Origin of the sequence: Pseudonocardia xishanensis, assembly GCF_039541715.1 — a bacterium.
GTDB lineage: Bacteria > Actinomycetota > Actinomycetes > Mycobacteriales > Pseudonocardiaceae > Pseudonocardia > Pseudonocardia xishanensis.
This window is the reverse complement of sequence record NZ_BAABGT010000029.1, coordinates 199,136-215,232: the sequence shown is the minus strand read 5'-3', so window position 1 is coordinate 215,232 and position 16,097 is coordinate 199,136. Positions and strand designations below refer to the sequence as shown.

Annotated in this window: 16 protein-coding genes and 1 tRNA gene; 4 read left to right on the top strand and 13 right to left on the bottom strand. The window is 72.9% G+C overall.

Annotation, left to right across the window (positions count from 1 at the left end; genetic code table 11):
* Positions 1 to 16: 16 nt before the first annotated feature.
* Together ABD993_RS11920 and ABD993_RS11915 are read left to right on the top strand one after the other, a co-directional pair.
* Positions 17 to 556 (top strand): peptidylprolyl isomerase, encoded by a 540-nt coding sequence (locus ABD993_RS11920; RefSeq protein ID WP_345415979.1) that lies wholly within the window; start codon positions 17 to 19, stop codon positions 554 to 556.
* Positions 557 to 567: 11 nt separating this feature from the next.
* Positions 568 to 1,425, top strand: a complete 858-nt coding sequence (locus ABD993_RS11915; protein WP_345415976.1) for a rhomboid family intramembrane serine protease — start codon at positions 568 to 570, stop codon at positions 1,423 to 1,425.
* 226 nt (positions 1,426 to 1,651) lie between these two features.
* Here the strand turns inward: ABD993_RS11915 and ABD993_RS11910 are convergent, their stop codons facing one another.
* From ABD993_RS11910 to ABD993_RS11865, 10 genes are all read right to left on the bottom strand, one after another.
* A complete protein-coding gene (locus tag ABD993_RS11910) occupies positions 1,652 to 2,089 on the bottom strand; it encodes a PH domain-containing protein (RefSeq protein WP_345415973.1) in 438 nt (145 codons plus the stop codon).
* 129 nt (positions 2,090 to 2,218) lie between these two features.
* The gene (gene crgA / locus ABD993_RS11905) at positions 2,219 to 2,479 is read right to left on the bottom strand and encodes a cell division protein CrgA (RefSeq protein WP_345415970.1); all 261 of its coding nucleotides are present in this window, start codon (positions 2,477 to 2,479) and stop codon (positions 2,219 to 2,221) included.
* A gap of 113 nt (positions 2,480 to 2,592) precedes the next feature.
* Complete coding sequence (locus tag ABD993_RS11900; RefSeq protein WP_345415967.1) at positions 2,593 to 3,234, bottom strand: aminodeoxychorismate/anthranilate synthase component II; 642 nt, start codon at positions 3,232 to 3,234, stop codon at positions 2,593 to 2,595.
* Complete coding sequence (gene pknB / locus ABD993_RS11895) at positions 3,234 to 5,168, bottom strand: Stk1 family PASTA domain-containing Ser/Thr kinase (RefSeq protein WP_345415964.1); 1,935 nt, start codon at positions 5,166 to 5,168, stop codon at positions 3,234 to 3,236. The genes ABD993_RS11900 and pknB overlap by 1 nt, the downstream gene beginning before the upstream one ends.
* A gap of 127 nt (positions 5,169 to 5,295) precedes the next feature.
* On the bottom strand, positions 5,296 to 7,155 hold the full coding sequence (locus ABD993_RS36685) for a serine/threonine-protein kinase (protein WP_425568965.1): 1,860 nt from the start codon (positions 7,153 to 7,155) through the stop codon (positions 5,296 to 5,298).
* The gene (locus ABD993_RS11885) at positions 7,152 to 8,621 is read right to left on the bottom strand and encodes a peptidoglycan D,D-transpeptidase FtsI family protein (RefSeq protein ID WP_345415961.1); all 1,470 of its coding nucleotides are present in this window, start codon (positions 8,619 to 8,621) and stop codon (positions 7,152 to 7,154) included. The genes ABD993_RS36685 and ABD993_RS11885 overlap by 4 nt, the downstream gene beginning before the upstream one ends.
* The gene (locus ABD993_RS11880) at positions 8,618 to 10,066 is read right to left on the bottom strand and encodes an FtsW/RodA/SpoVE family cell cycle protein (protein WP_345415958.1); all 1,449 of its coding nucleotides are present in this window, start codon (positions 10,064 to 10,066) and stop codon (positions 8,618 to 8,620) included. The genes ABD993_RS11885 and ABD993_RS11880 overlap by 4 nt, the downstream gene beginning before the upstream one ends.
* Positions 10,066 to 11,409 carry a PP2C family protein-serine/threonine phosphatase gene (locus tag ABD993_RS11875; RefSeq protein ID WP_345415955.1) on the bottom strand — a complete coding sequence of 448 codons (1,344 nt, stop codon included), beginning with the start codon at positions 11,407 to 11,409 and terminating at the stop codon, positions 10,066 to 10,068. The genes ABD993_RS11880 and ABD993_RS11875 overlap by 1 nt, the downstream gene beginning before the upstream one ends.
* Positions 11,406 to 11,864, bottom strand: coding sequence for an FHA domain-containing protein FhaB/FipA (locus ABD993_RS11870; protein WP_345415952.1), 459 nt, complete (start codon positions 11,862 to 11,864; stop codon positions 11,406 to 11,408). The genes ABD993_RS11875 and ABD993_RS11870 overlap by 4 nt, the downstream gene beginning before the upstream one ends.
* A 97-nt stretch (positions 11,865 to 11,961) precedes the next feature.
* Complete coding sequence (locus tag ABD993_RS11865) at positions 11,962 to 13,242, bottom strand: FHA domain-containing protein (RefSeq protein ID WP_345415949.1); 1,281 nt, start codon at positions 13,240 to 13,242, stop codon at positions 11,962 to 11,964.
* A 187-nt stretch (positions 13,243 to 13,429) separates the two neighbouring features.
* On the opposite strand from ABD993_RS11865, the gene ABD993_RS11860 reads away from it, so the two are divergent.
* Positions 13,430 to 13,512: transfer RNA gene (locus ABD993_RS11860), tRNA-Leu, on the top strand.
* Positions 13,513 to 13,584: 72 nt separating this feature from the next.
* On the opposite strand, the gene ABD993_RS11855 is transcribed toward ABD993_RS11860, so the two are convergent.
* Positions 13,585 to 14,184, bottom strand: a complete 600-nt coding sequence (locus tag ABD993_RS11855) for a nucleoside/nucleotide kinase family protein (protein ID WP_345415947.1) — start codon at positions 14,182 to 14,184, stop codon at positions 13,585 to 13,587.
* A complete protein-coding gene (locus ABD993_RS11850) occupies positions 14,181 to 14,423 on the bottom strand; it encodes a DUF2630 family protein (protein ID WP_345415944.1) in 243 nt (80 codons plus the stop codon). The genes ABD993_RS11855 and ABD993_RS11850 overlap by 4 nt, the downstream gene beginning before the upstream one ends.
* 46 nt (positions 14,424 to 14,469) lie before the next feature.
* On the opposite strand from ABD993_RS11850, the gene ABD993_RS11845 reads away from it, so the two are divergent.
* A complete protein-coding gene (locus tag ABD993_RS11845; RefSeq protein ID WP_345415941.1) occupies positions 14,470 to 15,204 on the top strand; it encodes an IclR family transcriptional regulator in 735 nt (244 codons plus the stop codon).
* Here the strand turns inward: ABD993_RS11845 and ABD993_RS11840 are convergent.
* Complete coding sequence (locus ABD993_RS11840; RefSeq protein ID WP_345415938.1) at positions 15,194 to 16,024, bottom strand: LLM class F420-dependent oxidoreductase; 831 nt, start codon at positions 16,022 to 16,024, stop codon at positions 15,194 to 15,196. The genes ABD993_RS11845 and ABD993_RS11840 overlap by 11 nt on opposite strands.
* Between the last annotated feature and the right edge of the window lie 73 nt (positions 16,025 to 16,097).

The window sequence follows — 16,097 nt, the reverse complement described above, 5'->3', positions numbered from 1 at the left end:
CTTCGACCCTGGCACGATGGGGTACGTGACTGCACCAGGCAACTCGAAGCAGACCGCGACGCTGCGGACGTCCGAGGGCGACATCCGGATCAACCTCTTCCCGGACCACGCCCCCAAGACGGTGGAGAACTTCGTCGGTCTCGCGACCGGCAAGAAGGAGTACTCGCAGCCCAACGCCTCCGGCGGCGACTCCGGGCCGTTCTACGACGGCTCGGTCTTCCACCGCGTCATCGGCGGGTTCATGCTCCAGGGCGGGGACCCCACCGGCACCGGCCGCGGCGGCCCGGGCTACCAGTTCGGGGACGAGTTCCACCCCGAGCTCAAGTTCGACCGCCCGTACCTGCTGGCGATGGCGAACGCGGGGCCCGGCACCAACGGCTCCCAGTTCTTCATCACCGTGGGCCCCACCCCCCACCTCAACCGCCGCCACACCATCTTCGGTGAGGTCGCCGACGCGGAGTCCCGCGCGGTGGTCGACGCGATCGCGGCCACGTCCACGGACCGGACCGACCGGCCGCTGACGGACATCGTGATCCAGCACATCGACGTCGACTGAGGCTCGAGAACGTGACCCACCCCGACCAGGCGGGGCCGCCGGGCTGTGTGCGGCACCCGGACCGGCCGACCGGTCTGAGCTGCACCCGCTGCGGTCGACCCGCCTGTCCGGAGTGCCTGCGGGACGCCTCGGTCGGCTACCAGTGCGTGGACTGCGTCCACGCGGGCCGACAGGGGTTCCGGCGGGGCACGACGGTGGCGGGGGCCGAACCCGGGCGGCGACCGGTCGTCGTCCCGGTGCTCGTCGCGCTGAACGTGGCGCTGTTCGTGCTCACCGCCGCCCAGGCGGGCAGCATCGGCTCCAACGACCGCTCCGCGCTGTTCCGCGAGTGGGTGCTGGTGCCTGGCCTGGTCGCGAGCGGGGACTGGTGGCGCCCGCTGACCGCGGGTTTCCTGCACTACGGACCGCTGCACCTCGTCTTCAACATGATGGCGCTGTGGTGGCTCGGCCGGGAGCTCGAACCGATCCTCGGCCGCGGGCGGTTCCTGGCCGTGTACCTGGTCTCGCTGCTGGGCGGCTCGGCCGCGGCGATGCTGTTCTCCGCCCCGAACTCCGCCGTGGCGGGTGCGTCCGGCGCGGTGTTCGGGCTGATGGGCGCGCTGTTCGTGGTCGCGCGCAGGCTCCGCGCCCCGATGGGGCAGATCGTGGGCCTGGTCGCGGTGAACCTCGTGATCAGCGTGGTGGTGCCGGGGATCTCGCTCGTCGGGCACCTGGGCGGGCTCGTGCTCGGTGCCGCCGCCACCGCCGGGCTCGTGCACGTCCCCGCGGTGCGCAATCGCACCCTGCTGCAGGTCTCCGCGCTGGTGTTGCTGGCCGTCGTCGTGGTCGGCGTGATCGCGACCCGCGCCGCGGCGGTCTCGTTCGTCTAGCGGAGCTGCGTCCCGGGGAGCATCGTCGGTCCCCGGAGCACGCTCACTCCGGCTTGCTGCAGCCGCATCCGGTCGAGCAGCCGTCGGTCCCGCGCATCGGCGTCCTGGCGATCATGGTGAGCTCCTTCTCCTGGTGGCCCACCGAGCCTAGGAAGCGGATCGGGCGTGCGGCGATACCCCGGTCGGTGCCCACGTGTGTGCGTTGGGTGAGAACCCGTTGGGCCGATCAGGGAGAGCGGGTCGGGAGGTAGGGCTGCACGATCGCCGCGACGTCCTCCGGGTCGGCGTTCAGGTCGAGCCTGCCGAACACCGCCAGCCGCTCCTCGCCGCCGACGAGCACGTCCACCTCCAGCTGGCTCGACTCGCGGCCGAACCGGCGGTAGCGCAGCACCCGCACCCGACGGACCGCGGGCCAGTCCACCGTCCGCGTCCCGGTGATCCCGCGGATCTCGAGGCCGTGCCGGTGCACGGCGAGCCGCGGCCGGACCACGGTCCCGTGCAGGGCCAGGAACCCGAGCCCGAGGGCCGCGACCCCGGCCAGCAGCCTCCCGGTGGGGTCCGCGCCGCTGCTCAGCAGCAGCACGAACCAGGCGAGGGCCCCGGCGAAGAGGATCCAGGCGAGCGCGACGAGTCCGCGCGCGGGCGCCCACTGGTGGTCACCCATCGTAGCTGTGAGAGTTGTCCACAGGCCTTGTCCACAGTGGGGATGAATCACATGCTTGTGATTAGTGCTGGTCAGCGCGATCCGGAGGGGCGTTTCCCCAGGATCACCCTGAGTGACATCAAGATCGAATCAGCGCCAGCGCATCGACATCAACAGGGCGACGACGATCAAGCCGAAGCCGATGAGGAAGTTGAACCCGCCGAGCGTGCCCATGAACGGGATCGCGTCCCGGCCCAGATAGTCCGTGATCAGCCAGGCCAGACCCAGCAGGCCGACGCCGAGCATGATCGCCACGTAGGCGGGATGGGTCGGCCCCTTGACCTTCACCGGACGCCGGTCCGTGGACGGCGGGATGTAGGCGGCCTTCTTGCGGACCTTCGACTTGGGCATCGGGACCTCGGGGAACGCAGGCGGACGAGGGACCCGCCCACCGTACCAATGCACGAACGGCACTCTTGTGCGCTAGGTCCGCACAAGAGTGCCGTTCGTGCGGATCGGGGGGTCTAGACCCGCTCGGTGAGGACTGCCACCTCGGCGCCGAGGCGCGCCACGATCTCCTCGGGCACCTCGTGGCCCGCGGTGGCCAGCCAGTTCGCCAGCATCCGGTGACCGCCCTCGGTGAGGACCGACTCCGGATGGAACTGCACGCCCTCGATGGGCAGGTCCTTGTGCCGCACGGCCATGATCAGGCCCGAGTCGGTGCGGCCGGTGACCTCGAGCTCCACCGGCAGCGAGCCCGGGCGGATGGACAGCGAGTGGTACCGGGTCGCCGTGAACGGCGTGGGCAGCCCGCGCAGCACGCCGACACCCTCGTGCTGGACCTTCGACGTCTTGCCGTGCAACAGCTCGGGCGCCCGCTCCACGATCCCGCCCCAGGCCACGCCGATCGCCTGGTGGCCGAGGCACACGCCGAGCAGCGGGAGGTTGCGCTCGCCCGCGGCCTTGATCACCTCGATGCTTCGGCCCGCCTCCTCCGGCGTGCCCGGACCGGGGCTGACCAGCACCGCGCCCACCTCGCCGAGCTCGGTGAGGTCCTCGGTGAGCTCGTCGTTGCGCACCACGACCGGCTCCACGCCGAGCTGCGCGAGGTACTGGACGAGGTTGTAGACGAAGCTGTCGTAGTTGTCGACGACCAGGACGCGCATCAGTTGTTCCCCAGGAATCCGCCGGAGCCGCCGCCGTTCGTCCGGCCGACGACCACGGTGATCTCGTCCTCCGGGTCCATGGACTGGCCCGCCGAGGGGCTGGTCGACAGCACCGTGTTGTTCTGCGAGGAGTCCTGGACCTGCTGAGCCTGCAGGTTGTAGTTCCGGATGCCCGCCGCGTTCAGCTGCTGCACGGCGTCCGACGCGGACTTGCCCACGACGTTCGGCACCTGGATCTGGTTGCCCCGGCTGATCTGCAGGGTGACCGTGGTGCCGGGCGCGACCTTGGTGCCCGGGGACGGGTTCGTCCCGACCACGGTGCCCTCCTGGCCACCGCCGTCCACGTTCTGGGTCTGGACCTGGGTGAACCCGGACTGCGACAGCGTCTGCTTGGCTTGGTCCTCGGTCTGGCCGGTCACGTCCGGCACGGAGACCGTGGTCTGTTTCGTGCCGACGACGACGGCGACCGCGCTGCCGCCCGGCGCGTCCACACCCGCGGCCGGGGTCGACTGGATGATCTTGCCGACCTGGCTGGAGTCCGAGGTCTCCTGGGTGGTCTGCTCGCCCAGCTTGAGGCCGCGGGTCTCCAGCAGCGCCTGCGCCTCCTGGACCGTCTTGCCGGTCAACGCGGGGACGGTGGCCGACGCGGGCCCGGTGCCGACGTAGATCGTGACCCGGCTGCGCTCGGCGACCGAGGCGCCCGCGCCGGGGTCGGTGCGGGTGACCTTGTTGGTCTGCGCGACCTCGGACGGCTCCTGGCGCAGGTCGACCAGCAGGCCCGCGTTCGAGATGGCGGCGCGCGCGGCGTCGGGGTCCTGGCCTGCGACGTTCGGCACCGCGACCTGCTGCGGCTGGGCGGGCCCGCCGAACATCTGGTACCCCACGAAACCGAGCAGGCCCAGCACGGCGAGCACGGCGACCACGATCCCGATCGTGCGACCGGTGCGCTTCGGCGGCTCCTCGTCCTCCCAGGACTGCACGGGCGGCCCGCCCGCGTGCCTGCCACCGCCACCGGAGATCCGGCGGGTGGCCGCGGTCTGCTCGGCGAGCAGCGCCGTGCGCTCGTCCTCGCTCATCACCATCGGCGCGAGGGGCTGCTGCCCGTTGCGCACCCGGATCAGGTCCGCCCGCATCTCGGCGGCGGACTGGTACCGGTTGGCCGGGTTCTTGCTCAGTGCCTTGAGCACCACGGCGTCCAGTGCCGGGGGGATGTTCGGGTTGACGTCCGACGGGCGCCGCGGGTCCTCCCGCACGTGCTGGTAGGCCACCGCGACCGGGGTGTCCCCGGTGAACGGCGGCTCGCCCGTGAGCAGCTCGAAGACGACGCAGCCCGCGGCGTAGACGTCCGACCGGGCGTCCACGGCCTCGCCGCGAGCCTGCTCCGGGGAGAGGTACTGCGCGGTGCCGATCACGGCCGCGGTCTGCGTGACGTTCTGCCCCTCGCCCAGGGCGCGGGCGATGCCGAAGTCCATCACCTTCACGGCGCCGCCGCGAGTGATCATGATGTTCGCGGGCTTGACGTCCCGGTGGATGATGTTGTGCCGGTGGCTGAAGTCCAGCGCCGCGCACACGTCCGCCATGACCTCGATGACGCGCTGCTGCGAGAGCGGCCCGGAGCCCTTCACGATCTCGCGCAGGGTCTGCCCGTCCACGTACTCCATGACGATGTACGGCAGCGGGCCGAACTCGCTCTGGGTCTCACCGGTGTCGTACACCGCGACGATCGCCGGGTGGTTGAGCGCCGCGGCGTTCTGCGCCTCGCGGCGGAACCGGAGCTGGAACTGCGGGTCCCGCGCGAGGTCGGCGCGCAGGACCTTGATGGCCACGTCCCGGCCGAGCCGGGTGTCCGTCCCGAAGTGGACCTCGGACATGCCGCCGTAGCCGAGCGTGTCGCCCAGCTGGTAGCGCTCGGAGAGCAGCTTGGGGGTGGTCATCGGGTCCGGTTCCTGTGGGTGCGGGGGGCCCTGGGGAGGCGGTGGACAGCGCCCATCATGCCCGGCTGGGGGACGCCCGTGCGCCGCACCCACCCCCGCGCTGCGCCGACTCGGCGGCTCCGAGGGCTCACCGGACCTCCTCCGTGGTGTGGGGCGTGTTGTCGATCGTGATCATGCGACCGTCCGGCTCGCCCGGTTCCGCCGAACGGGCGAGGACGACCATCCGGCGCGTCACGGTACCCGCCGCGGCGCCCGGGTGTGCCGCCGATTCCGGAGCCGGCTCCAGCGCGGCGGCGGCCGGGGTCGGTGTGGTGGTCGTCACGGTGTCGGTGGTGGCGGGCCGGTCCCCGAACAGGCGGGGGACCGTCAACGCCGCCACCACGATCGCGGCCACGATGAGCAGGACGAACGCCACCAGCAGCGCCGTGCCGCCGGTGCTGCGGGCCGGCTTGGCCACCAGTCGCAGGGGTTCGGTCGGGGGCGCGGGCGGGGCGTCGTGAAAGGCCGGGCGGACGGGGCGCGGGGGGCGGTCGGGGCCGTTCGGGTCGGAGACGAGCCCACGCCGGGACCCCGTGCCACCGGGGGCCGTGCCGCCGGGTCCGGTGCCGCCGGGGCTCGAGGGGCCTGCCGAGCCGCCGGACGGGGTGCCGCCGGGCCCCGCACCGTCCGGCACGCGGGGTGCGGGTCCGCCCCGCTCCGGCGACCCGTCGACCGGGGTCGACGGGGCGGCGGCGGAGGGGCCGGTGCGCGGGCGGGCCGTGCGGGCGGACCGGCCGCTGTCGGTCTCCGGGCGCGGCCCGGTGCCGCCGGTGCGCGGTCCGGTCGCGGCCGAACCGCCGGTGCCGGGCCCGCCGGGGCGCGGACCGGTCTCCGGCGCCTCGGTGGCGGGCGCGGCGGCGCCCGGTGCCCCGGAGGCGGCGACCGGCGATGCACCCGACCCGGAGCCGGGGGTCGTGGTGCGCGCGGTCCCGCGGCTGTCCGAGCGCCCCTTGCGGCGCCGCTCCCTGCGACTGCGGCGGTGCCCGGTCGGGCCGGGCTCCGGCTCGGCGGAGTCCTCCGTGCCGGGCAGGCGCAGCCCCTGGGCCGCCATCCGGGCGGGGGTGGGCACGGCCAGGTCCCGGCGGATCGCGGCGACGGCGGCGGCGAGCTCGGCGCCGTCCGCGTAGCGCTGCGCCGGGTCCTTGACCAGAATCGTCTCGATCAGCTGCCGGATCTTCGGCGGCACGGTGTTCGGCAGCGGCGGCGGTGCGTCCCGGACCTGCATCATCGCGACCGCGACGGCGTTCTCGGCGCGGAACGGCCGGTGCCCGGCCAGGCACTCGTAGCCGACGATGCCGAGCGAGTAGACGTCCCCCTCCGGGCCCGCCTCCCCGCCGCTGGCCTGCTCGGGAGCGATGTAGTGGGCGGTGCCCATCACCATTCCCGTCCGGGTGACGGGAACGGCGTTGGCGGCCTTGGCGATGCCGAAGTCGGTCAGCTTCACCGTGCCGTCGACCCGGATCAGGATGTTGCCGGGCTTCACGTCCCGGTGCACGAACCCGCGCTCGTGGGCCGCGTACAGCGAGTGCGCCGCCTGCTCCATGATCCGCAGCGTCTCGGCGGGCTCCAGCGGGCCGCGGGCGATCACCGCGGACAGCGGCTCGCCGCGCACCAGCTCCATGACGAGGTACGCGGTGCGCCGCCCGTCCGCGGAGACCTCGTCCTCGCCGTAGTCGTGGATCGCGGCGACGCCGGAGTGGTTCAGCGAGGCGACCGTGCGCGCCTCGATCCGGAAGCGGTGCAGGAACTCGTCGTCGTCCGAGAGCTCGGCCCGCAGCACCTTGACGGCGACGTTGCGACCCAGCCGTTCGTCGACGGCCTCCCACACCTCGCCCATACCGCCGACGGCGATCCGGCGCTCCAGCTCGTAGCGCCCGGCGATCCGGCCGCCCGCCGCCAGGCCGCCCGGCACCGAGCCCGCCCGCCCGCCCGGTCCGCCTGCCGTCATCGCCCGCCCCGCAGCGCCTCCGCGATGACCGCTCGGCCGATCGGGGCCGCCACCGAGCCGCCGGTGGCCTCGAGGGCCCGGTCGCCGCCGTTCTCGACGAGCACCGCCACCGCCACCTGCGGGTTCTCCGCGGGCGCGAACGCCACGTACCAGGCGTGCGGCGGGGTGTTCTTCGGATCGGTGCCGTGCTCGGCCGTGCCCGTCTTGGACGCGATCTGCACCCCGGTGATCTTGCCGCCGCCGGAGGTGCGGGCCTCGGAGCCCAACATCAGGTCCGTCAGCGTGGCCGCGACGCCTGCGGGCATGGACTGCCCGATCCGGTCCGGCTCGGTAGTGTCGATGACGTCCAGGTCCGGACCCTGCACCTCCTTGACCAGGTGCGGGGCCATGGTCTGGCCGCCGTTGGCGATGGAGGCGACGATCATCGCGTTCTGCAGCGGGGTGAGCCGCACGTCCCGCTGCCCGATGGAGGACTGCTGCACCGAGGCCGTGTCCGGCATGTCGCCCACCCCGGAGGCGGTGACCGGCATGGGCACCGCGAGGTCCGAGCGGCCGATGCCGAAGGCGTCCGCCTGGGCGCGGATCTTGTCCGCCCCGAGCTCCCCGCCGAGCTGCGCGAACGCCGTGTTGCACGAGCGGGCGAGCGCCTCGCGCAGCGACGCCGTCTGCCCCGTGCCGCACTGGGTGCCCGCGTAGTTCTCCAGCGTGGTGTTCGTGTTGGTCAGCGTGATGTTCGGGGCCGCGGTGAGCTGGCTGTCCGGGGTGTATCCGTTCTGGAGCGCGGCCGCGGTGTCCACCAGCTTGAACGTGGAGCCGGGCGGGTAGGTCTCGTTGATCGCGCGGTTGGTCAGCGTGGGCGGCTCGGCGGCGTTGGCCTCGCGCCAGGCCTGCTGCTGGGTGCTGGAGCTGTGGCTGGCCAACGGGTTCGGGTCGAACGACGGCGTGGAGACCATCGCCAGGATCTCCCCGGTCTTCGGTGCGATGGCCACCACCGAGCCCTGGAAGCCCTTGTCCGTCATGGCCTTGTAGGCCCGCTCCTGCACCGCGGGCTTCACGGTCAGCACCACGTTCCCGCCCGCCGGGTCCCGCCCGGTGATCAGGTCGGAGAGCCTGCGCGCGAACAGCCGGTCGTCGCTGCCGTTGAGCACCGGATCGGCGTAGCGCTCGATCCCGCTGGAGCTGTAGATCACCGAGTAGTAGCCGGTCAGCGGCGAGTAGGCGGGCCCGTCGGAGTACTGGCGCTGGTAGCGGAGCCGGTCGTCCGTCTCGACGCTCTGCGCCAGCACCTGCCCGTCCGCGGAGATCTGGCCCCGCTTGCGGGCGTACTCGGCGAGCAGCACGCGCTGGTTGCGGGGATCGTCTCGGTACTGCCCGGCCTGGACGACCTGCACGTAGGTCAGGTTGCCCAGCAGCAGCAGGATGAGCGCCATCACCGCGACGGCGATGCGCCGGATCGGGGTGTTCACGGCTTCACCACCGGCCGCTCGACGAGCTCGGTGCCTGCGTCCGCGATCGGCACGGCCGGAGCTGCGGGGCGCCGGGTCAACGGCGCGCGCGCCGCGTTGGAGATCCGCAGCAACAGCGCGACGAGCGCGTAGTTCGCCAGCAGCGACGACCCGCCGTAGGACAGGAACGGCAGCGTCAGGCCGGTCAGCGGGATCAGCTTGGTGACCCCGCCGATGACCACGAAGATCTGCAGCGCCACCGAGAACGCCAGCCCGGTGGCCAGCAGCTTGCCGAAGCTGTCCCGCACCGCGAGCGCGCTGCGCAGACCGCGGGTGATCAGCACCAGGTAGATCACCAGGATCGCGGCCAGCCCGATCAGCCCGAGCTCCTCGCCGAGTGAGGAGAAGATGAAGTCGCTCTCGGCGAAGGGCACCAGGTCCGGGCGGCCCGCGCCCAGCCCCGTGCCGCCGACGCCGCCGGTGCCGAGCCCGAACAGGGCCTGCGCGATCTGGTAGCCGCGGTTCTCGTAGTCGCTGAAGGGGTCCAGCCACACCTGCACACGCACCTGGACGTGCCCGAAGAGCTGGTAGGCGATGAACGCGCCGCCGATGAAGAAGGCGATGCCGATGAGCATCCACGACACCCGCTCGGTGGCCGCGTAGAGCAGCACCAGCACCATGCCGAAGATCAGCAGCGACGAACCGAGGTCCCGCTCGAACACCAGGATCGCCACCGACAGGCCCCACGCCACGATGAGCGGGGCGAGGTCGCGGGCGCGCGGCAGCTCCATGCCGAGGAACCGGCGGCCCGCGGTGGAGAACAGGTCCCGCTTCTGCACGAGGAACGCCGCGAAGAAGATGATCAGCAGGATCTTGGCGAACTCCCCGGGCTGGATGCCCGCCCCGCCGATCCGGATCCACAGCTTGGCCCCGTTGACCTCGGAGATCGAGGACGGCAGCACGCCCGGCAGGGCCAGCAGCACGAGTCCCGCGAGCCCGCAGGTGAAGCCGTAGCGCGCCAGCGTGCGGTGGTCGGAGACCCACCACAGCACCGCGATGAACAGCGCGATGCCCAGCCCGGTCCAGAGGATCTGCCGGAACACCAGCGAGTCCGGCGTCTCCTGGCCCAGCAGCGCGGCCCGGTCCTGGTCGGCGAGGTCCAGCCGGTGGATCATCACCAGGCCCAGCCCGTTGAGCAGGCCGACCGAGGGCAGGATCAGCGGGTCCGCGTAGGGCGCGAACCGGCGCACGGCGAGGTGCGCCAGGCTCAGCGCCACGAGGTACGCCAGCCCGACGTAGAGCAGCGTGGGCGTGAGCTCCTGCTCCTGGTTCGCCTCCACCAACACCAGCGCGCCGGTCACGATGACGACCGAGAACACCAGCAGCAGGAGCTCGATGGTGCGCCCCGTGGGGAGTGTGGGGGCGTCCTTCCCGCCGGTCGTCCGGCTGATCTCGGGCGCCGCCATCAGCTCGCCGGCCGGCAGGTGATCCCCGGCTCGGGGGTCACGGTCGGGAGCGGCGTGCTGTCGACGGGGGGAGCGTTCGGGTCCACCGGTGCGTTCGGGTCGACCGGGGTGGCGGGGGCGACGGCGGCGGGGTCCGGGCAGAAGGGGAGCAGGCGGGCCTCGAGGCGCTGCATCGTGGCGTGCGCGCCGTCCAGCCCGTCGCTGGCGGGGATGCCGGCGCGGACGTTGTTGCGGGCGTCCTCGGGGAGGTCGGAGAGCACGATGTCCGAGCGCTCGGCGACGGTCTGCAGCGGGACGCCCAGCACGCTGCCGCGCACCCCCTGGTAGATCACCACCGACTCGTTCTCGGTGCCGACGTAGTACTGCTGCATGACCCAGCTGCGGGCCAGGAACCCTCCGACGACCAGCACCACGAGCAACGCGGCCACGGCCAGGCCGATCCGCACGGCGGTGCGGCGATGGGGCCCGTCCGGCTCGCCGGGGGAGACGGGTTCGACGCGGCGGGGCAGCGCCCGCGGCAGCGTGGTGGCCGACGCGCGGCCCGCGGAGGTGTCCGGGCTGACGTAGCCGTCGTCGCTGCCGTCCCCGGCCGCGCCGCCGATGATCGGGGCGTCGTCGCCGTAGTCGACGTCCAGCACGTCCGCCACGATGCAGGTGATGTTGTCCGGCCCGCCGCCGCGCAGGGCCAGCTCGATCAGCCGGTCCGCACACTCGCGGGGATCGTGGTAGGTCCGCAGGGTCTCGGCGAGGGTCTCGTCGCTGACCGGCCCGGACAGCCCGTCCGAACAGAGCAGGTAGCGGTCCCCGGCGCGGGACTCGCGGATGGTGAGCGACGGCTCGACCTCGGCGCCGGTGATGGCGCGCAGCAGCAGCGAGCGCTGCGGGTGGGTGTGGGCCTCGTCCTCGGTGATGCGACCCTCGTCGATCAGCGACTGGACGAACGTGTCGTCCTTCGTGATCTGGGTGAAGCGCCCGTCCCGCAGCTGGTAGCAGCGGGAGTCGCCGACGTGCACCAGGCCGAGCCGGGTGCCCGCGAACAGCACCGCGGTGAGCGTGGTGCCCATGCCCTCGAGGTCCGGTGACTGGGCGACGTGCCGGGTGATGGCGGCGTTGCCCTCGAACGTGGCCTCGCGCAGCTCGGCGAGCAGGTCGTCCCCGGGCTGGTCCTCGTCCAACGGGGCCAGCGCGGAGATCACCAGGGACGAGGCGACCTCGCCCGCGGCGTGGCCGCCCATGCCGTCGGCGAGCGCGAGCAACCGCGGCCCGGCGTAGACCGCGTCCTGGTTGTTCTGCCGGACGAGCCCGCGATCACTGCGGGCGGAGTAGCGCAGGACAAGCGTCATGAGCGCAGCTCGATCACCGTCTTGCCGATACGGACAGGGGCTCCCAGCGGCACCCGCGTGGGTCCGGTGACCTTAGCCCGGTCCAGGTAGGTGCCGTTCGTCGACCCGAGGTCCTCGACGTACCACTCCTCGCCCTGCTGGCTGATCCGTGCGTGCCTGGTGGAGGCGTAGTCGTCGTCCAGCTTGAGGGTCGAGTCGTCCGCCCTGCCGATCAGGATCGGCCGCGCGTCCAGCGTGATCCGGGTACCCGCGAGCGGGCCCTGCGTGACGATCAGCTGCCGTGCCGTGCGGCTGCGCCCGGCCCTGGCGGTCACCCGCCCGCCTCCCGGCAGCACCGCGCGCAGCCCGGAGGCCGCGTAGAGGTCCGACCGCACGACCCGCAGGGCGACCAGCACGAACAGCCAGAGCAGGGCGAGGAATCCCGCTCTGGTCAGCTGCAGCACCAACTCGGGCACGTGCCGGGCACTCCTTCTCGGTCGGGCGGGTTTCCGGGCAGGACGACGACAGGGTCGGTCGAGAGTACCGACCCCGTGCAGGCGTCTTCCCGGGGTGTCAGCCCTGGGTGCGGAAGACCAGGCTCGAGTGGCCGACGCGGACGACGTCGCCGTCCGTCAGCTGCCACTGCTGCACCGGGTTGCCGTTGACCGTGGTCCCGTTGGTGGAGCCGAGGTCCGACAGCGTGGCGCCGCGCCCGTCCCAGGAGATCTCCAGGTGCCGCCGGGACACGCCGGTGTCCGGGAGGCGGAAGTTGGAGTCCTGGCCGCGGCCGATGACGTGGGTGCCCTCGGTGAGCTGGTAGCTGCGGCCGGAGCCGTCGTCCAGGGTCAGCGAGGCCTGCAGCTGCTGGCCGTAGCCGGGCTGGCCGCCCCACCCCTGCTGCTGGCCGTAGCCCTGCTGCTGGTCGTAGCCGCCGTCGTAGCCCTGGTCGTACTGCTGCTGGCCGTAGCCCGGCTGCTGGTAGCCCTGGTCGTAGCCGGGCTGGCCGTACTGCGGCTGGCCGTAGCCGGGCTGCGCGTAGCCCTGGGGCTGGCCGTACTGCTGCTGCCCGCCGTCGTAGCCCTGGTCGTACCCCTGCTGGCCGTAGCCGGGCTGCTGGTAGCCGCCCTGCTGGTAGCCCTGCTGGTCGTAGCCCTGCTGGCCGTAGCCGGGCTGCTGGCCGCCCTGGTAGCCCTGCTGGTCGTAGCCGCCCTGCTGCGGGTAGCCGCCCTGCTGGCCGTAGCCCTGCTGGTCGTACCCGGGCTGCTGCTGGCCGTAGCCCTGCTGGTCGTAGCCGGGCTGCTGGCCCTGGCCGTTCCAGCCCTGCTGACCCTGCTCACCCTGCTGGGGGGCGTAGGTCTGCTGGCCGTAGGGGGCGGCGCCACGGTCGTAGCCGTACTGCCCGTTCTCCTCGGGGTGGCCCGGTTGCTGGCTCATGGGTGCATCCTCTGCGTTGCGTTCTGGTACGGCGATCCGACGGGAGGCGTCGGGGTCGACGGCCGAGCGGGTGCGGAACTGTCCCGTGTGCAGCGCTTCGGAGCGCTCCAGGAAGACTACGACCTCGCCGTAGGTGTCCCAGCCCTGGTCGGCGAGTTGTGCGGCGACGTGTGCGGACAACGAGTCGGTGACCCCCGCGGTGTCGCCCGCCATGCGGTCCAGATCGGCGGGGCTGAGCTGGACGGTGTAGCGGTTGGGTGCGAGCACCCGACCCCCCGCCAGCTGCCGGAGATGGTCCTCGGCCTCCCTCAGCAGCGCCTGTGCGACCTCCTGGGGAACGACGCTGCCGCCGAAGACCCGTGCGAATGCGTCTCCCACCATCCCTTGCAGACGGCGTTCGAAGCGATCGACACGGCCCACTCGATCATCCCTTCCTTCCGCTCGGCGTGTTACCGGCTGGCTCGATCGTATCCGTGGTAGGTCCACGACCGGTGACACCCGACCCGGTGGTGCGGTGACCGTCCGCCCGCGCGCGCTGGACGATCACCCGGGGGACCCCCCTGCACGGGGGCATCCGGTGGTCGTGCTAGTTTTCCTCCCGTCGCTCGGGCGAGTGGCGGAATGGCAGACGCGCACGGTTCAGGTCCGTGTGTCCGAAAGGACGTGAGGGTTCAACTCCCTCCTCGCCCACAAAGATCCCCGGAAGGCCCGCCGTCGCGCGGGCCTTCGGTCGTTCAGAAGACCCCCCACTGCGCCGAATGGTCAGCCGCGCATCGCGGGACGGTCCGGATGGTCGGCCATGACGAGGACGTCGGCCTCTCCGGAGGGGTCCCGCTCGCGCTCGTAGCGCTCGAACACGGGCAGGGTCCACCGGTCGTCCTCGGGGGTGTGGCGGCCCAGCGCGGCGCGGCTCATGTGCAGGTGCGCCACGAGCTCGGCGGGCAGGCCGCGGCCGAGCAGCAGCGCGCCGGAGAGCACGACCACGCCCTGCTCGCCGAGCTCGACGTACTCGTCCCGGAAGGCGCGGTCGCGCTCGGCGTCCCACAGCCGTGGGAGCACGGGCCCGTCGGCGAGCACCTCGCGGTGCAGCGCGCCGACGTCCAGCCAGCCGTCCAGGAACATGTCCTCGTCGTGGTGGCCGTACTCCAGCCGCAGCGACGCCGGGCGCAGGAAGTCCGCGGCCCGCACCGCCAGCGCCGACCGGCCGCGCAGCCGCAGCTCCTCGGCCACGGCCGCAGCCAGCCCGTCGGGATCCGCGGGGGGCGGGCCGTCCAGCAGGAACCGGACCCGTCCGGACAGCTTGTCGACCCGGGCGGCCAGCTCGTGGGCGAGGGCCTCCCGGGTGACGGGGCGGAAGCTCACTGCCGGTAGTTCTCCACGGTCGACGCGTCGCGGGTGGCGGCCTCGTCAGGGTCCTGGCCCGCGGCGCGGCGGGCGTCCCGCTGGCGCAGCAGGTCCCAGCAGCGGTCCAGGTCGACGTTGATCCGGTCCAACGCGGCCTTCTCCTCGTCCGAGAGGGCCTTGCCGACGTGCGCGCGCTCCAGTCGGTGCTCCTCCTCGACGAGCTCCGTGATCCGGTGCCGGAGCTCCTCGTCCGCCATGTGGTCCTCCTTGCTCGCCGGGGCTGTCGGCCCTGAGACTAATCATGTGGAGCAGAGCGGCTCACTGGTTCGGGCACTGCAGGTGCTCGAGGCCGTCTCCGTGCTCGGAGACGGGGTCACCGCCAAGGCGGTCGCGCGCAGGCTCGGCTGCCCCCTGCCCACCGTCTACCGGACCCTCGGCACCCTCGTCGAGCAGGGCTATCTCGTGCGGCTGCACGCGGTACGGGGGTACGGGCTGGGGTACAAGGTCGCGGAGCTGCACCGCGGACTCGTCGCACAGGTGCGGCCGAGCGCGGCCGTGCGGGGGCTGCTGCACGAGGTGCACTCCGCCGCGGGCGCGGCGGCCTACCTGGCCGTGCTGCGGGACGAGGTCGTGGTCGTCGCGCACGTGGACCTCTGCGCCGACCATCCCGGCCGGCTCGGGCTGCGCGTCGGCGAACCCGCACCGCCGCACGCGACGGCGCTGGGCCGGGCCCTGCTCGCAGGCATGGACCCGGCGGCGCTCACCGGGATCGTGGGGCGGGGCGGGCTGCCCGCGTTCACCCCGCGGACGGTCGCGCACCGGTCCGGGCTGGACCGGGAGCTGCACCGGGTGCGCAGCTCCGGGGCGGCGATCGCCGTCGAGGAGCTGCACACCGGGGTGGCGGAGATCGCCGTCGGCCGCGGGTCGGCGGCGGTGGGTGTGGCCGTGCGCCGGGCGGACTTCACCGCCCGGCGGACCGAGCTGGAGCGGGCCGTCCGCGAGGGGGCGGACCGGATCGCGGAGGAGCTCAGCGCGTGAGCTCGGCCAGGGCGTCGAGCTCGGCGAGGGACTCGGCGGGATCGTCGGTGTCGACGAGGGCGAACAGAAGCCGGTCGGCGCCCGCATCGGCGTAGGCGGCCACGGCCATCGGGGAGGCGCCGTAGACCGTCACCGGCAGCCTGCCGCGGCCCGCGTCGGCGGCCTTGCGCTGCAGCTCGTCCACCCGGGTGGCGAAGGTGTCCAGCTCGGTGCGGCTGATCCGCAGCGGGATCCAGCCGTCGCCGTGGGCGACCACCCGGTCCAGCACGCGGGGCCCGCCCCCGCCGATCAGCACCGGCGGCACCCGGACCGGCTTCGGCCACGACCACACGGGGGCGAAGTCCACGAACTCGCCGTGGTACTCGGCCTCGTCCTGCGTCCAGACCGCCCGGCAGGCCTCGATGCGCTCCAGCATCGCGGCGGTGCGGCGCTTCGGGTCCACCCCGTGGTGGGCCATCTCCTCGACGTTCCACCCCACCCCGACGCCCAGCTCGAACCGCCCGTTCGACAGCCGGTCGACGCTCGCGACCTCCTTGGCCAGGTTCAACGGGTGGTGTTGGTTGACCAGCGACACCCCCGTGCCCAGCGCGATCCGCTCGGTCACCGCGGCCATGGCGCCGAGCGCGACGAAGGGGTCGAAGGTGTGCGCGTACTTGGTCGGCAGCTCGGGCCCACCCGGCCACGGTGACTCGCGGCCGACCGGGATGTGGGTGTGCTCGGCGAGGAACAGCGAGCCGAACCCCCGCTCCTCGACCGCCCTGGCGAGGGTGACCGCATCGATGCCGTAGTCGGTGAGGAAGGTGCAGACGCCGAAGTCCATGCCGCGGACTCTGCCAAACGGTGGGCCGGATCGTGCCGAGGAGCCGCGATCGCACGTTTCGTGCGCACAGCGC

Coding starts and splice junctions, on each gene's coding strand:
- ABD993_RS11920 (WP_345415979.1), top strand. CDS start 17: ATGGGGTACGTGACTGCACCAGGCAACTCGAAGCAGACCGCGACGCTG.
- ABD993_RS11910 (WP_345415973.1), bottom strand. CDS start 2,089: ATGGGTGACCACCAGTGGGCGCCCGCGCGCGGACTCGTCGCGCTCGCC.
- crgA (WP_345415970.1), bottom strand. CDS start 2,479: ATGCCCAAGTCGAAGGTCCGCAAGAAGGCCGCCTACATCCCGCCGTCC.
- ABD993_RS11900 (WP_345415967.1), bottom strand. CDS start 3,234: ATGCGCGTCCTGGTCGTCGACAACTACGACAGCTTCGTCTACAACCTC.
- pknB (WP_345415964.1), bottom strand. CDS start 5,168: ATGACCACCCCCAAGCTGCTCTCCGAGCGCTACCAGCTGGGCGACACG.
- ABD993_RS36685 (WP_425568965.1), bottom strand. CDS start 7,155: ATGACGGCAGGCGGACCGGGCGGGCGGGCGGGCTCGGTGCCGGGCGGC.
- ABD993_RS11880 (WP_345415958.1), bottom strand. CDS start 10,066: ATGGCGGCGCCCGAGATCAGCCGGACGACCGGCGGGAAGGACGCCCCC.
- ABD993_RS11875 (WP_345415955.1), bottom strand. CDS start 11,409: ATGACGCTTGTCCTGCGCTACTCCGCCCGCAGTGATCGCGGGCTCGTC.
- ABD993_RS11850 (WP_345415944.1), bottom strand. CDS start 14,423: ATGGCGGACGAGGAGCTCCGGCACCGGATCACGGAGCTCGTCGAGGAG.
- ABD993_RS11840 (WP_345415938.1), bottom strand. CDS start 16,024: ATGGACTTCGGCGTCTGCACCTTCCTCACCGACTACGGCATCGATGCG.